Consider the following 16,427-nt stretch of genomic DNA (forward strand, 5'->3'; position numbering starts at 1 on the left):
ACTAAGAAATTTTATTTTTTGAAATTTCCTTCAATTTCAAATAGAGGATTTTTTTTTGATAATCAATTATAGCTTTTCCCTTTTTTAAGATATCTGCACCTATAATGCCATCTACTGGATCTGCATCATGATTTACTAAACCATTATTAACATGAGATAAATTGAATAGGATAAGTGAAACTCTACCTTTTTTCCATTTGCCTATTTTGAGATTGTTTGAAGAAGAGATTTTTGTAAGCATGTCAGAAGCACCTGCTCCAACAGCTTTAATCTCAGAATCTTTGACTTTTAAGTTAAAGCGTTCTATAGCTTCAAAACCAACACAGCTACTCGAAGCGCCAGTATCTAGAATAAAACGTCCTTTTATGCCATTAATAGAGGCCTTAATTTCGAAATGATTGGTCTTAGTGAGTTTTAATTTAATCTTAGAATAGCCTTTGTCTAAAAGAAAATCTTGTAGGGTTTCCATTTATTCCATTTGTGTAAATATAGGCTAATGCATTACTTTTGCAAAATGATAATTACCGATACGCATACACACCTCTACAGTGAGGATTTTGATACCGATAGAGATGAAATGATTAAGCGTGCTTTAGATGCCAATATTGAGCGGTTTTTCATTCCAGCAATTGATTCTACCTATACAGAATCAATGCTTAATCTTGAGCAATCATTTCCTGAAAATATATTCCTAATGATGGGCCTTCATCCAACACATGTTAAAGAAAACTATTTGTCAGAATTAATGCATGTAGAACAGATGTTGGCGAAAAGAAAATTCTATGCTGTTGGTGAAATAGGAATAGATTTATATTGGGATACATCTACTCTAGACATTCAAATAAAAGCCTTTAAGCATCAAATAAAATTGGCAAAGCAATATAAACTACCGATTGTGATACATTGTAGAGAAGCATTTGATGAAATCTTTGAAGTTTTAGAACAAGAAAAGTCAGATGATTTTTACGGTATTTTTCATTGTTTTACCGGAACAAAAGAGCAAGCTGAAAGAGCCATATCCTTCAATATGAAATTAGGTATTGGCGGTGTTGTAACATTTAAAAATGGAAAGATAGACCAATTTATTAATGAGATTGGTTTAGAACATATTGTTCTCGAAACCGATTCTCCATATTTGGCACCCAAACCTTATCGTGGTAAACGAAATGAAAGTATGTATATATTAAAGGTATTAGAAAAATTATCTCATCTTTATGATAGGAGTACGAATGAGATTGCCGAAATTACAACTAGAAATTCAAAAGAGGTATTCGGAGTTTAAGTTATGGATAAGCAAAACATACTTTTAATATATACAGGTGGTACCATTGGTATGATTAAAGATGCGCATACAGGTACCTTAAAGGCCTTTGATTTTGACAGTCTCCTAATTAAAATTCCTGAGATTAGATTGTTAGACTGTTCTATAGAGACTGTTTCTTTTGAGGAACCTATAGATTCATCGAACATGAATCCTAATTATTGGCAGGCTATTGCCAAAATCATTGAATCTAATTATAATGACTTTAATGGTTTTGTTGTTCTGCATGGTAGTGATACGATGAGTTACTCTGCCTCTGTTTTAAGTTTTATGCTCGAGAATTTAGAAAAGCCAGTAATTTTTACAGGTTCTCAACTACCTATTGGAGATTTACGCACAGATGCCAAAGAAAACTTAATTACCTCTATACAATTGGCATCACTTCATAATAATGGTATACCTATTATTAGAGAAGTGTGTCTTTATTTTGAATATAAACTTTATCGAGGGAATCGCACCACTAAAATTAATGCGGAACATTTTGAGGCATTCGATTCACCTAATTATCCCACTTTAGCCGAATCTGGAGTTCATCTTAAGATTAACCATGAGTTTTTAAGAAAGGAAAAATTTGAAGAGGCTTTAATAGTAAGGACTAAACTCGACACCAATATTGGTGTATTAAAGTTGTTTCCGGGTATTTCTGAACCTATAGTAAAAGCAGTCTTAGAAACAGAAAATCTAAAAGGGCTTATACTAGAATCCTACGGTTCTGGAAATGCCACTACCGACGCATGGTTTATTAATCAACTCGGCAAAGCCATATCAAAAGGTCTACATATTATTAATGTAACACAATGTTCAGGAGGAAGTGTTATTATGGGACAGTATGAGACCAGTTCACAATTAAAAGAGATCGGTGTTATTTCTGGAAAAGATATAACAACAGAAGCTGCCGTTTCAAAATTAATGTATCTCATAGGGTACAATATTAAACCAGAGGAATTTCAATTTTATTTTGAAAAACCCCTACGCGGTGAAATGACCTAAAATTAACGTGGCAAATTTTAGTGTTTAAAGTTTTTTTCGTTATTTGCCAGTCTGTAATTTTATGTCAAAAATTTACAGAGAGGTGGCCGAGTGGTCGAAGGCGCACGCCTGGAAAGTGTGTATACCTCAAAAGGGTATCGAGGGTTCGAATCCCTTCCTCTCTGCTTATATTTTGCGACTTTATATTATATTATTTTTTTATCTTTAACACTTTAACTAATTAAATTAAGATTAAGAACAATGAAAAGATTATTTTCTATCCTTGCCATAACATGTTTAATGGCTATCGGAACTGTTAATGCTAATGCTTTAACGAATGCATCAGCAACAACAACTGTAACAATGACTCAAGATGATGCAGATGCCACTGGTGAAGATTTAGGTTTCCACCAAGAATTAAAAAAGCGTTTTATTGAAGGTGGACCTGGATTTATGGGGATCGTATTATTATGTTTAATTCTTGGATTAGCAATTGCTATTGAGAGAATTATCTTTTTAAATCTTTCCACAACTAACACAAAGAAATTAACGCAAAATGTAGAGGATGCTCTAGCGTCTGGTGGAATTGAAGCAGCTAAAGAGGTTTGTAGAAATACTAAAGGACCTGTTGCATCAATTTTTTACCAAGGTTTAGATAGAGCTGATGAAGACATTGATGCTGCTGAAAAAGCTGTTGTAGCTTATGGTGGTGTACAAATGGGTCAGTTAGAAAAGAATGTATCTTGGATTTCATTATTTATAGCACTAGCACCAATGCTTGGTTTCATGGGTACAGTAATCGGTATGATTAAAGCCTTTGATAAAATTGAAGCTGCTGGTGACATGCAGCCTTCCCTTGTAGCAGGTGGTATTAAGGTAGCACTTTTAACAACAGTATTTGGTCTTATTGTGGCGATTATACTTCAAATCTTCTACAATTACATCATCGCTAAGATTGATAGTATCGTAAACGATATGGAAGATGCATCTATCACTTTGATGGATTTATTAGTAAGACACAAAAAATAATTAAGACCAAACTAAATTATGTTACATAAAGTATTAAAAATAGTTGCTATTGTTTTAAGCTTGTTAGGCGTTATTTTTCTTGTAAGAATAATTGCTGCAGGTGATGAGGCAATAGAAACAGGCGAAAAGGCCGGCTTAGTAGATCCAATAGCTTTTGTGGCTTATATCATATTAGGTCTTGTCCTTGCCTTCGTAGTAGCTTTTGTCATTAAAAACCTCTTTACGAATACTGCAGGTTTAAAGAATACATTGATTGGCGTTGGAGCATTTGCTACCGTATTAATTATTTCTTACGTAATGGCAGGAGGAGATGAAATGAAATATAGATTAGAAGACGGATTTGCTACAGATTCTCAGTCGCAAATGGTTGGGGCAGGTCTAACAGCTTTCTACATTCTAATTGTCGTTGCAGCTTTAGCAATGATATTTTCAGGGGTTAAAAAAGTAATAAGTAAATAACTAGATATGGCAAAAAGAGCAGCACCCGAAGTAAATGCAGGATCAATGGCTGACATTGCCTTTCTACTGCTTATCTTTTTCTTGGTAACAACAACCATTGAAAAGGATAAAGGACTTTTAAGAAGTTTACCGCCTATTGATGATTCTGAAGTAGAACCACCAATTATCAAGCAGAAGAATTTATTTACGGTTTTGATTAACCGTAGAAATCAGCTTCTGGTTGAAGACGAGCAGATGGAGTTAAAAGACTTAAGACAGGCAGCCATAGAATTCTTAGATAATGGTGGTGGTCAAAATGCAGAAGGACAATCTTGTGATTATTGCCAAGGTAAGAGATCACCAAGTTCTTCAGATCATCCAGATAAGGCCATCATATCTATGAAACACGATAGGGAGACTTCATATGAAAAGTACATTGAAGTTCAGAACGAACTTGTAGCCGCTTACAATCATTTAAGAGAAAGAGAAGCCGCAAGGTTGTACAAGCAGTTTTATCCTAACGAAGACAAAGTATATGCCGCAATGTTAGCGGAAAAGGAAAAGAATCAATTTAAGAAAGATGAAGAACTTAATGCTCGTATTGAGACCATTAAGAAACTTTATCCACTTAAATTATCCGAAGCTGAACCAGATAATAATTAAAAGTAACAGATATGTCAAAATTTAAAAAAGGAGGTAAAGGAGAATTGCCGGCAATTTCTACGGCGTCCCTACCTGATATTGTTTTCATGTTGCTTTTCTTTTTCATGGTAGCAACGGTAATGAGAGATAGTTCTCTTATGATAGAAAATAGGTTGCCTAGTGCAGATCAAGTAGAGAAACTTAAGAAAGATAGAACTACTTTTATTTACGCAGGTAAACCAAGTAGCCAGTACAAACAATTTGGTGAAGAGCCTAGAATTCAATTCAATGATGCTTTTATTAGTGTAGAAGATGTACAAGCTTCTGTATTACAAGCACAGGCAGATATGAATGAAGAGCTTAAAAGTAAAATTGTTGTTGGCTTAAAAGTAGACAAAGACACTCATGCAGGTTTAGTTTCTGATGTAAAGCAAGAGCTTCGTAAAGCAAACACTTTAAAGGTAATGTATATTACCAATACTAGAGCAGAACAGTAGAGTATTAAAAATCTTAATTTAGAGAACGCCTTGATGACTTATCAAGGCGTTTTTTGTTAATAGCAAACAAAGATTTTGTAGATTTAACCAAAATGAAATACTTCATACTTTCATACCTACTATTAATATCCTTCTTAGGCATATCCCAGTCTAATGATAAGACGGAATTATACAAGAATTATAGAGAAGATCAGTTCTATGCTTCTTTAACCTATAACATATTAAATTTAAAACCAAATGGTTTATCTCAGAGTGGTTTTTCAACCGGATTTCATTTTGGTTTTATAAGAGATATGCCAATTAATGCCAACAGGGATTTTGCGTTGGGTTTAGGACTTGGGTTATCTTCTAATTCATACAATCAAAATTTATTAATTACAGAAGACAACAAGGAGTATTTATTTGAAATCATAAATGAAGATGAGATTAATGTGTCTCAGAATAAGTTTACTACGTATTTGGTAGAATTACCGTTCGAAATTAGATGGAGAACTTCTACAGCAACGGACTATAATTTCTGGAGAATTTACGCAGGTTTTAAGGTAGGATATGTCTTTTATAACTCAACAAAATTTAGGAGTAATGCAGGTGATGTTAAACTATTTAATATTGATGCGTTTAATCAACTCCAGTATGGACTTACCTTAAGTGTTGGATATGGCACTTGGAATTTTCATGCTTATTATGGCTTAAATCCTATTTTTAATGAAGAGTCTATTTTAAATGGAGAACAATTAGATATTGCTTCCTTTAAGGTTGGCCTTATGTTCTATATTTTATAGCCAGAAATTCATTAAGAACAATTGAGGCACCAAACCTGTAAATAAACCTATTATAAGCTCTTGGTTTGTATGAGCTTTAAGATGAAGCCTCGAAGTAGCTATTGCACCTAAAATTATCATCATTAAGGCAATGGTGCCATTAATATTTATTTTGAAATGGATACCAATAGTAGTAGCAAACATAAAAAAGCCTGAAGCCGCAATCATATGAATACTTGCTTTAATCTTAGATAGGGCAAGAATAAGGCAAATTAAATTTGAAAGTAAAATTCCAACAAAGAAGTAAAACAGTTCCTCAATCTCATTAAAAGTCATGACACGGTAAAGAATCAATGCCACAATAATTGAATTGATAAGTAATGGAAGTACTCTTTCTTTTGTTGTTTTTAAATAAATAGTGTCAACCTTATTTACCGTTTTGAGCAAGAAAAAAAGTAATATTGGTAGTATAATTGTAAGTATAACTATCGAAAAAATCTTGGCTTTCATTACAGGTTCTGGGATAAACCTTGGCGTTTTGGAGAAATAAAAAAGGACACCCAATAATGGCATAATCAAAGGGTGAAAAATAAACGAAACACTTTTTAATATAAAATCCCTCATCTTAGATTTAAATCTTTTTTCTGAGTCTCGCTACAGGAATGTCTAGCTGTTCTCTGTATTTAGCAACGGTGCGTCGGGCAATAGGGTATCCTTTTTCTTTTAGAATCTTGGACAGTGCTTCGTCCGTTAGTGGTTTTTTCTTATTTTCTTCTTCAATTACAGTTTCAAGAATCTTCTTAATTTCTCTAGTAGAGACTTCTTCTCCTTGGTCATTGGTCATTGACTCAGAAAAGAATTCCTTAATGAGCTTGGTACCATAGGGTGTATCCACGTACTTACTATTGGCAACACGAGATATTGTAGAGACATCCATATCAATTTCGTCCGCAATATCCTTAAGAATCATAGGCCTTAATTTACGTTCGTCACCAGATAAAAAATACTCTTGTTGATAATTCATTATGGCACTCATGGTAACATATAATGTCTGTTGTCTCTGTCTTACGGCTTCTATAAACCACTTTGCAGCGTCTAGCTTTTGTTTTATAAAGAGTACCGCATCTTTTTGTGCTTTAGATTTTTCTTTGGATTCTTTATAACCCTTAAGCATATTGTTATACTCTCTAGAGACATGTAGTTCTGGAGCATTCCTACCATTAAGTGTTAATTCTAATTCGCTATCTACAATTTTAATGGCAAAATCGGGAACAATATGTTCTATGATTTTATTATTACCTGCATAAGATCCACCAGGTTTAGGATTGAGGCGTTCGATTTCTTCGATAGCATCTTTTAGCTGTTCTTCGTCAATACTGAATTTCTGCATTAATTTTTTATAATGCTTCTTTGTGAACTGCTCAAATGCTTTTTCAATGATTTTTAGTGCTAATTCTACATCAGGGTTTTGTTCTTTTCTTTGTAGTTGAATGCTTAAGCACTCTTGAAGATTTCTTGCGGCAACACCCGCTGGATCTAGTTGTTGAACAATTTTTAGAACCTCTTCGACCTCTTCTTCACTGGTATAGACATTTTGTGTAAATGCTAAATCATCTGTAATGTCAGACAATGTACGTCTTATATAGCCACTCTCATCTACACTACCAACAAGAAATTGTGCAATTTCTTCCTGATGTTCCGATAGTCTAAATGTATTTAGTTGATTAATGAGATGCTGGGTAAAAGATGTCCCAGAAGCATAAGGAATACTTTTCTCATCATCATCCGAGCTATAGTTATTGGCTTGTGTTCTATAATCAGGGATTTCATCGTCACTTAAATATTCATCTACATTTATATCCTCTGCATCTATGGTGTCATTATCGTTATAATCATCTGTGCTATTATCAAACTCATCAATGGCATCGGCACTATCATTCTCTTTACCAGTATCTAATGCAGGGTTTTCCTCTAGCTCTTGTTTTAGTCGTTGTTCAAACGCTTGTGTAGGTAACTGAATAAGTTTCATCAGCTGAATTTGCTGAGGAGAAAGCTTTTGTGAGAGTTTAAATTGTAAGTACTGTTTTAGGGCCATTTAATATTTATGCTTATGACTTTAAAAATAATAAAAAAACCTGTCAGGCTTTTAATACTTAACAGGTTTATCTTGTTTTTAGAATTCGGCGTTTTGAGGTGTTCGTGGATAGGGAATAACATCTCTAATATTGCTCATTCCTGTAGCAAACATCACCAAACGTTCAAAGCCAAGTCCAAATCCAGAATGAACAGCTGTACCATACTTACGAAGATCTAAGTACCACCATAGTTCCTCTTCCGGAATATCTAAGGCTTTCATTTTTTCAACTAAGACGTCCAAGCGTTCCTCACGTTGTGATCCACCAACCATTTCGCCAATGCCTGGGAACAATATATCCATGGCTCTTACCGTTTTCCCATCCTCATTTAATCGCATATAGAACGCTTTAATATTGGCTGGGTAATCAAATAAAATAACTGGGCATTTAAAGTGCTTTTCTACCAGATAACGTTCATGTTCAGACTGTAGATCTGCGCCCCATTCGTTGATTAAATACTTGAATTTCTTCTTTTTATTAGGTTTAGAATTCCTAAGAATATCTATTGCTTCAGTATAGCTAACACGCTTAAAGTTATTATCTACTACAAACCTTAATTTTTCAATTAGGCTCATATCACTACGCTCAGCCTGAGGTTTTGTTTTCTCCTCATCTAATAAACGTTTTTCGAGAAATTCTAAATCCTCTTTATTATGCTCAAGAACATAATTTAAAACAGATTTCAAGAAATCTTCTGCTAAATCCATATTGCCATCTAAATCCATGAATGCAACTTCTGGCTCGATCATCCAAAATTCTGCTAAATGCCTTGAAGTATTAGAATTCTCTGCTCTAAACGTTGGGCCAAAGGTATAAACCTTGCCCAAAGACATAGCATAGGTTTCTGCTTCGAGTTGCCCAGAAACGGTAAGATTTGTTTCCTTACCAAAAAAGTCTTTAGTGTAATCCACATCTCCATTTTCATTTAATGGAGGATTTTTAGCATCTAATGTGCTTACTCTAAACATTTCACCTGCACCTTCAGCATCACTTCCAGTTACAATTGGCGTATGCATATTGTAAAAACCGTTTTCTGTAAAGTATTTATGGATAGCAAATGATAAGGCTGAGCGAAGACGCATTACTGCACTAAAGGTATTTGTGCGTGTGCGCAGATGTGCATTTTCTCTTAAAAATTCGAATGAGTGTTTTTTGGGTTGTATTGGATAGGTCTCAGGATCTGAATCTCCTAAAACCTCAAGTTCTTTAACTTGAATTTCAAGACGCTGTCCTTTTCCCTGGCTTTCAACTAATTCTCCGATAACGTGAATTGCTGCGCCTGTAGATATGCGTTTTAAAAGTGACTCTTCAAAACTTTCAAAATCAACTACACATTGAATATTATTTATTGTAGAACCATCATTTAAGGCAATAAAACGATTTGCCCTAAATGTTTTTACCCATCCTTTTACTGAGACATCTTGCAATGTCGTGTCATGTTTAAGTAATTCTTCTACAGTTTTGGTGTTCATTTCTTAAAATTTTTTGCTAAGATAATTTTTCTTCTTGGGATTCATTATCCTCTACGTCTTCATCTTCAGCAGGTATTATATTTATTGCAGGTTCTTTTAGAACTTCTTTGTTTGCTATGCTTCTTTCTAACGAAAGTAATAGTGATGGTAAAAGCAGTAAGTTAGATAACATTGCAAATAGTAATGTTGCAGAAACCAATGCACCAAGGGCTACAGTTCCACCAAAACTAGATATCGTAAATACTGAGAATCCAAAGAATAAAACGATAGAGGTATAGAACATGCTCACACCTGTTTCGCGTAAAGCGGCATAGACAGATTTTCTAATTTTCCAATGGTTGGCTTGTAATTCTTGTCGGTATTTTGCCAAAAAGTGAATGGTATCATCAACAGAAATACCAAATGCAATACTAAAAACAAGTATGGTAGAAGGTTTTATAGGCACTCCAATATAACCCATTAGCCCAGCAGTAACCAGTAATGGCAATAAATTCGGCACTAGAGATACAATGATCATCCTAAACGAACGGAACATGTAGGCCATAAACAATGAAATCAGTAATATGGCAAGACTTAAGGAGATGACTAGATTTCTAACTAAGAACTTTGTTCCTTTCTGAAATACTAGTGCTTTACCTGTAAGCGTAACATCATAACGTTTTTTTGGAAATACCTTATCTATTTTATTCTGTAAATTCTCCTGGATACGCTCCATTTTATCAGTGCCAATATCTTTCATGAAGGTGGTAATCCTTGCATATTGACCTGTGCTATCAACAAAGTTTTTTAACAGGTCTACATCGGAATTGGAGTTCTTAGCATATGAAAGTATAAAGCTGTTTTCTTGGCTTGTTGGTAGCTGATAATATTTTGGATTCCCATTATAGTATGCCTGTTTACTGTATTTAACCAAACTAGCTACAGAAATTGGTTTGGAAAGCTCTGGCGTTTCAATTATTAATTCTTCGAGTTCATTGATACGTTTAAGTGTACCCAATTTCATTACACCTTTTTTACGCTTTGTATCAACCATTATTTCTAATGGCATAATACCGTTAAACTCATCTTCAAAGAATCTTATATCTTTAAAAAATTGTTTATTCTTAGGCATATCTTCAATGAGACTTCCAGAGATCGTGATCTTATTTATTCCAATCATACTGGCAATTATCAAAACAAGACCTGTAACATAAATGGTAATTTTTTTATGCTTTACCATGCGTTCCATCCAATCCACAAATCCACCAATCCAACGCTTATTTAAATGCTCTAAATGCCTTTCTTTAGGATAAGGTAAAAACGTATATATAATAGGAATAATAAGTAGACATAAAATAAAAATAGCTAGGATACTAAGAGATGCTACAATACCAAATTCTTTAAGTAGCTTACTCTGGGTTAGAATAAAGGTGGCAAAACCAGAAGCAGTTGTGACATTTGTCATCAACGTCGCATTTCCAATTTTTGTAATAACGCGTTGTAATGATTTTACCTTATTGCCATGAGATTTAACCTCATGCTGGTATTTGTTAATTAAGAAAATACAATTAGGTATTCCAATCACAATTATTAGTGGCGGAATCAATGCTGTAAGTACTGTGATTTCATACTTTAAAAGACCTAAAATGCCGAAGGTCCACATCACACCGATACAAACAACGATGAGTGATATAAAGGTTGCTCTAAAAGACCTGAAGAACAAAAAGAAAATCAGTGATGTTACTAATAGTGCAGCACTAATAAACAGGCCAATTTCATCAACAATATTTTGCGAATTGAGCGTTCTAATGTATGGCATACCAGAGACTCTTACATCTAGACCAGTTTCTACTTCAAAATTTTGAACCATAGACTCTAGATCATTAATAATGAAGTCTTTTCGCGCTGCCGTATTTACAATATCCTTTTTTAGATAAATCGCAGTTCTTAACGTCTTCGTTTCGGCATTAAACAGAAAATTATCGTAGAATGGATACTGTTTAAATAACTCTGCTTGTAGTGTATTAAGTTCATCAAGACTTGAGATCGAATCCTTTATAAAAGGCTCTAGTTCAAACTTTTCTTTTTTGTTGTTCTTTATGAGTTTTTGAAGATCCTTAATTGAAAGTACCGTTTCTACTTCATCAAAGGACTTAAAGCTATCTGCAAATTTATTCCAAGCATTAAACTTTTTGACAGAAAATAAAGTAGTATCCTTAACACCTAAAACAATGAGATTGCCTTCTTCACCGAAGAGTTCTAAAAAATTATTATAGACCAAATTAACTTCATGGTCGTCAGGAAGAAGATTTGCTTCTGTATATGTAAAACGCATGTGTGTCCACTGCAAACTCAACAGTACCGTACTGATAATAATTATCAGAAGAATGAAAATTTTGTTACGAAGAATTAACCGCGCAACAGCTTCCCAAAATCCGGTTGTTAAAAGTTTAAACATGCATTTAATGTAACGGACAAATCAAAACTAGAATTAAAGTCTTAAAAATTAAGATCTGTCCTATTCAAAATGAGCCGCAAAGGTAGAAAAAACCTAAAGATTACCCACTGAATTAACAGTAATATAATATTGATTACAATGTTAAATTAAAGGTGAATTTAAAGGCGAGATTATCCTCAAAATTTGGTAAATGATAACCACCATAGCGATAAGCAAAACTCAATCCGAAACCAAAAAGTAATTTGTTGATTTCAAAGCCAGATTCAGAATACAATTTATCAAGTGTATTAAAAGATACACCTTGGTGTCTGTCTATACTATTCATAGTTCCCACAGCATATCGAGAGATTAAAACAAGCTGTGGTTTAAACCATTCGGTAATCTTAAAGGGTCTAAAATAATGTTTAACCTGAAGCGTACTGAATCGATCACTGAAAAACTCATTAAAGTACATGGTCTCAAAACTATTAAGGCCTGCCACTGAGAAACGTTGTAAGATGGTTTCCTTTCTTATGTTGTTAGGATAAGCGTGATATAAATGGGTTAATGGCACTTCTCCATTGGCTAAACCACCCACTAAGGTGAATGTAGATAGTGCATCGTTTTTATGTGCAATTTGGTATTTGGTGCGAAAATCTAATTTTGAAAAATTGAAATTACTGCCGAGCACATCATTAAACCCTTGTGTATACTGCAATGTGAATTTTGGATAACCATCTTTAGTTTCTACGATATAGTCTTTTTCGTATTTGTAAACACTAAATGGACTCCATTGTAAGCTTATTCTTGCTGTACTTAAGTCAAAAGTATTGTAGCTCACATTATCTAGTACAAAATTGTAATTGTATGTGGGATTAATTTTACTGGTGGCTAATTGTGTTTCGGAGAGGAGGTGATTTGATATTTTATGTTCAATCGATATGGATTTGGTAATATGCCTATGAAACAGGTCGATATTAAGTAATCGTGGTTCAAAAAAGGTAAAGAATCGTTTGTCTGTTAGAAAATTGGAACTTCCGGTTTCCTGTAAATCATCTGTATAGGTCAGGTTTATCCAGGTGTTTGAATTTTCGTTGACTCTAAAGCCACCACCAATACTAAATTTATAGCGTTCGTCGCGAAAACCATAAACTAAATATCCATTAAGGCGATAACGACTTGAGAATTTTTCATTAGTAATGCCACCAAGTCCAGTCCTAAATCCTTCAAATTGATTGTATTTAATAAGATACCTTAAGTCTAAATTGAAATAATTAAAAGGTAGGTAGCCATTGCCCAGTTTGCGGATAAATTCAATTTTTTTAATTGAATCTTGCTTAATCTTAGATGAATCTTTTTCTTTTTCAATCGGATTTTGAGCAAAGCAATTTGTTGCTAAAAGAAAGGCACAAACAACAAATAGATGCTTCTTCATATGGGAAATAGTCCTTAAAAAAAACATCCCTTTTTTTGGGATGCTTTTTAATTTTTTCTGAAAATCTAGACGGTCATTATTTCGTTTTCTTTGACATCTAGAATACTGTCTATCTTCTTAACGTATTTATCTGTTAATTCTTGTATATCAATCTCAGCATTTCCTTGAACGTCTTCTGAAGCATCAGTTTTCTTAATCTCGTGCATGGCGTCTTTTCGCGCATTTCTAACACCAATTTTAGCATCTTCTGCTTCCGATTTGGCTTGTTTTGCTAGGTCTTTTCTTCGCTCCTCTGTTAATGGTGGCACATTAATAATAATAGTTTCACCATTATTCATTGGATTAAAACCAAGATTTGCAATCATAATACCTCGTTCTATTTCTTGAAGCATACTTTTCTCCCAAGGCTGTACAGAAATAGTTCTTCCGTCTGGAGTATTTACGTTTGCTACTTGATTAAGAGGAGTTTGGGCACCATAGTAATCTACCATTACACTCCCTAACATTGATGGGCTGGCTTTCCCAGCTCTAATATTAACCAATTGCTTTTCTAGATGCTTTATAGCAGCATCCATTGCTTCTTTTGCGGTGTCTATAATAAACTCTATCTCTTCGTTCATTGTAATTTGTTTTTATTCAGAATTATCAAAATTTAAGCCAAATTTAAATATTGACTACAGTTCCAATATTTTCTCCTGAAACTACTTTATATAGATTGCCTTTTTTGTTCATATCAAATACAATTATTGGCAATTCGTTTTCCTGACTTAGTGTAAAAGCTGTTGTGTCCATGACCTTCAGACCTTTACTCAATACATCATCAAACGAAATTTGATCAAACTTAATGGCAGTATTGTCTTTTTCTGGATCGGCATTATAGATACCGTCCACACGAGTTCCTTTTAAAATAACATCAGCTTCCATTTCAATCGCTCTTAGTACTGCAGCAGAATCTGTTGTGAAATATGGGTTACCCGTACCACCTCCAAAAATCACTACACGCCCTTTTTCTAGATGTCTTAAGGCTTTACGTCTAATAAAAGGTTCGGCAACTTCATTAATTTTTATTGCTGTTTGCAGTCTGGTAGGAATGTCAGCGTCTTCTAAAGCACTCTGTAATGCAAGTCCATTTATAACTGTAGCGAGCATTCCCATATGATCGCCTTGAACACGGTCCATACCATTACTTGCTCCAGCGACACCTCTAAATATGTTACCACCACCTATAACAATAGCAACTTGTACGCCTTTATCTGTAATGGTTTTAATATCCTGGGCATATTCAGCCAAGCGCTCTGGATCGATACCATATTGCCTGGTACCCATAAGGGCTTCACCAGATAATTTTAATAGAATTCTTTTGTATTTCATTCTGATTTTTGAAAGTTGAACAAAGCTACATAATTATTAGCGACTTAAAAAGTGAAAAAAGTGTCAAAAAAAAGCCTTCAAACATTGTCTGAAGGCTTTTTATATGTGTTATGTTTTGGTTTATCCTAAAGCAACACGCTTAAACGTAGTTACTTCAACATCACCAATTGACTTTACGTAATCAGCAACACTTACTTTGCTATCTTTAATAAAGGCTTGGTTAACTAAAGTGTTGTCTTTAAAGAAACGCTTTAATTTTCCTTTTGCGATATTATCTAACATTGCTTCAGGCTTACCTTCTTGACGTAATTGGTCTTTAGCAATTTCAATTTCCTTTTCAATTACAGAAGCGTCAACACCTTCTTCATTTAAGGCAATTGGATTCATTGCTGCTGCTTGCATTGCAACATCTTTAGCTACAACATCAGCACCATCAACACTAGCAGATAATCCTACTAACGTAGCGATTTTATTTCCTGCGTGAATGTATGAACCAACAAACGGCGCTTCAACTTTTTCAAAAGCATTGATGTCTAATTTTTCACCAATAACACCAGTTTGCTCAATTAATTTATCAGCAACTGTCATACCATCAATACTTGCCGCTAACAACTCCTCTTTAGAATTAACAGTTAATGCTAATTCAGCCATTTGGTGTGCTAATGCTACAAAGTTTTCATTCTTACCAACAAAGTCGGTTTCACAACCTAAAACTATAGATACACCTACTGTTTTATTATTGTTAACTTTAGCAATCGCTGCACCTTCAGTAGATTCTCTGTCAGCACGCTTTGCTGCAACTTTTTGTCCTTTTTTACGCAATATTTCGATAGCCTTGTCAAAATCACCATTAGCCTCAACTAATGCTTTTTTACAATCCATCATACCAGCACCCGTAGCTTTTCTTAATTTGTTTACTTCTGCTGCTGTAATTTTTACAGTATTTTCCATGTTTCTATTTTTAAAACATTAAGTTATTAGTTCCCTGTTCTAGCAGGTAATTTTTATTCTTCCTCTTGAGCTGTAACAGGAGCTACTTCAGCTTTTTTAGCCTCTGCTTTTGCTTCTGTTTTTTGAGCTTTACCTTCTTTATCAGTACGTTCTGCTTTTCTTTCATCTAAACCATCTTGGATAGCAGAAGAAACAATTGAAAGTACTTTATTGATAGATTTTGATGCATCATCATTAGAAGGAATAACATAATCAACCTGACGAGGATCAGAGTTGGTATCTACCATTGCAAAAATTGGAATATTCAATTTTTGTGCTTCTTTAATTGCGATGTGCTCACGCTTAATATCTACAACAAATAAAGCGCCTGGTAAACGTGTCATATCAGAAATTGAACCTAAGTTCTTTTCTAATTTAGCACGTTGACGATCTACTTGTAAACGTTCTTTCTTGGATAAAGAGTTGAATGTACCATCCTTTTTCATTCTGTCGATAGAAGCCATTTTCTTAACAGCTTTTCTAATCGTTACAAAGTTTGTTAACATTCCACCTGGCCAACGCTCAGTAATATAAGGTTGGTTTACATCACCAGCTTTTTCAGCTACGATGTCTTTTGCTTGTTTCTTAGTAGCAACAAATAAGATTTTCTTACCTGAAGAAGCAATTTTACTTAATGCTGTACAAGTCTCTTCAATCTTAGCTGCTGTTTTGTAAAGGTTTATAATATGGATACCGTTACGTTCCATATAAATGTAAGGAGCCATGTTTGGGTCCCACTTACGTGTTAGGTGTCCGAAGTGTACACCTGCTTCCAGTAGTTCTTTTACTTCTACTTTTTCCATTTTTTGTAATAGTTTACGTTCTGTTGAATTAGCAATGAACAAGTGGTTGCTTTTGGCTTGCCTTGATCATTTAGATGCTAAACTAAATCCCAATGTCTCCATTGTGGACAACAATAACTGGTTTAAATAATGCTACACGATGTAGCGG

The 16,427-nt window shown here is 34.2% G+C and carries 17 protein-coding genes and 1 tRNA gene; 8 read left to right on the top strand and 10 right to left on the bottom strand.

The features are described 5' to 3' along the window. Position 1: 1 nt before the first annotated feature. Positions 2-469, bottom strand: coding sequence for a retropepsin-like aspartic protease family protein (locus ACRHOC_RS04405; RefSeq protein ID WP_431157340.1), 468 nt, complete (start codon positions 467-469; stop codon positions 2-4). Positions 470-514: 45 nt separating this feature from the next. Between ACRHOC_RS04405 and ACRHOC_RS04410 the strand changes: the two genes are divergently transcribed. From ACRHOC_RS04410 to ACRHOC_RS04445, 8 genes are all read left to right on the top strand, one after another. Beyond that, positions 515-1,282: a TatD family hydrolase gene (locus ACRHOC_RS04410; RefSeq protein ID WP_431157453.1), complete on the top strand. Its 768-nt coding sequence runs from the start codon at positions 515-517 to the stop codon at positions 1,280-1,282. A 3-nt stretch (positions 1,283-1,285) separates the two neighbouring features. Next, complete coding sequence (locus ACRHOC_RS04415) at positions 1,286-2,311, top strand: asparaginase (RefSeq protein ID WP_431157341.1); 1,026 nt, start codon at positions 1,286-1,288, stop codon at positions 2,309-2,311. A 76-nt stretch (positions 2,312-2,387) separates the two neighbouring features. Continuing rightward, a tRNA-Ser gene (locus tag ACRHOC_RS04420) sits at positions 2,388-2,475 on the top strand. 76 nt (positions 2,476-2,551) lie between these two features. Further along, positions 2,552-3,319 (top strand): MotA/TolQ/ExbB proton channel family protein, encoded by a 768-nt coding sequence (locus ACRHOC_RS04425; protein WP_431157342.1) that lies wholly within the window; start codon positions 2,552-2,554, stop codon positions 3,317-3,319. Positions 3,320-3,337: 18 nt separating this feature from the next. Further along, on the top strand, positions 3,338-3,778 hold the full coding sequence (locus ACRHOC_RS04430) for a hypothetical protein (RefSeq protein WP_431157343.1): 441 nt from the start codon (positions 3,338-3,340) through the stop codon (positions 3,776-3,778). A 6-nt stretch (positions 3,779-3,784) separates the two neighbouring features. Next, on the top strand, positions 3,785-4,420 hold the full coding sequence (locus ACRHOC_RS04435; RefSeq protein ID WP_431157344.1) for an ExbD/TolR family protein: 636 nt from the start codon (positions 3,785-3,787) through the stop codon (positions 4,418-4,420). 11 nt (positions 4,421-4,431) lie between these two features. Continuing rightward, positions 4,432-4,896 carry an ExbD/TolR family protein gene (locus tag ACRHOC_RS04440; protein WP_431157345.1) on the top strand — a complete coding sequence of 155 codons (465 nt, stop codon included), beginning with the start codon at positions 4,432-4,434 and terminating at the stop codon, positions 4,894-4,896. Between the two features lie 92 nt (positions 4,897-4,988). Then, on the top strand, positions 4,989-5,678 hold the full coding sequence (locus ACRHOC_RS04445; protein ID WP_431157346.1) for a porin family protein: 690 nt from the start codon (positions 4,989-4,991) through the stop codon (positions 5,676-5,678). Here the strand turns inward: ACRHOC_RS04445 and ACRHOC_RS04450 are convergent. The 9 genes from ACRHOC_RS04450 to rpsB form a co-directional block, all read right to left on the bottom strand. Continuing rightward, positions 5,673-6,167 (bottom strand): hypothetical protein, encoded by a 495-nt coding sequence (locus ACRHOC_RS04450; protein WP_431157347.1) that lies wholly within the window; start codon positions 6,165-6,167, stop codon positions 5,673-5,675. The two genes, ACRHOC_RS04445 and ACRHOC_RS04450, sit on opposite strands and share 6 nt — an antisense overlap. Before the next feature lie 121 nt (positions 6,168-6,288). After that, positions 6,289-7,752, bottom strand: a complete 1,464-nt coding sequence (gene rpoN, locus ACRHOC_RS04455) for an RNA polymerase factor sigma-54 (RefSeq protein WP_431157348.1) — start codon at positions 7,750-7,752, stop codon at positions 6,289-6,291. Between the two features lie 78 nt (positions 7,753-7,830). Next, positions 7,831-9,264 carry an asparagine--tRNA ligase gene (asnS, locus tag ACRHOC_RS04460; RefSeq protein WP_431157349.1) on the bottom strand — a complete coding sequence of 478 codons (1,434 nt, stop codon included), beginning with the start codon at positions 9,262-9,264 and terminating at the stop codon, positions 7,831-7,833. A gap of 16 nt (positions 9,265-9,280) precedes the next feature. Beyond that, a complete protein-coding gene (locus ACRHOC_RS04465) occupies positions 9,281-11,701 on the bottom strand; it encodes an efflux RND transporter permease subunit (RefSeq protein WP_431157350.1) in 2,421 nt (806 codons plus the stop codon). A 133-nt stretch (positions 11,702-11,834) separates the two neighbouring features. Further along, a complete protein-coding gene (locus ACRHOC_RS04470; RefSeq protein ID WP_431157351.1) occupies positions 11,835-13,115 on the bottom strand; it encodes a DUF5686 family protein in 1,281 nt (426 codons plus the stop codon). 65 nt (positions 13,116-13,180) lie between these two features. Continuing rightward, positions 13,181-13,735, bottom strand: a complete 555-nt coding sequence (gene frr, locus ACRHOC_RS04475; RefSeq protein WP_431157353.1) for a ribosome recycling factor — start codon at positions 13,733-13,735, stop codon at positions 13,181-13,183. Positions 13,736-13,778: 43 nt separating this feature from the next. Continuing rightward, positions 13,779-14,486: a UMP kinase gene (pyrH, locus tag ACRHOC_RS04480; RefSeq protein ID WP_431157354.1), complete on the bottom strand. Its 708-nt coding sequence runs from the start codon at positions 14,484-14,486 to the stop codon at positions 13,779-13,781. A gap of 120 nt (positions 14,487-14,606) precedes the next feature. Next, positions 14,607-15,437: a translation elongation factor Ts gene (gene tsf, locus ACRHOC_RS04485; protein WP_431157355.1), complete on the bottom strand. Its 831-nt coding sequence runs from the start codon at positions 15,435-15,437 to the stop codon at positions 14,607-14,609. 53 nt (positions 15,438-15,490) lie between these two features. Beyond that, positions 15,491-16,279: a 30S ribosomal protein S2 gene (rpsB, locus tag ACRHOC_RS04490; RefSeq protein ID WP_431157356.1), complete on the bottom strand. Its 789-nt coding sequence runs from the start codon at positions 16,277-16,279 to the stop codon at positions 15,491-15,493. Between the last annotated feature and the right edge of the window lie 148 nt (positions 16,280-16,427).

This window comes from Winogradskyella poriferorum, assembly GCF_050618035.1.
Classification (GTDB): Bacteria; Bacteroidota; Bacteroidia; order Flavobacteriales; family Flavobacteriaceae; genus Winogradskyella; species Winogradskyella poriferorum_A.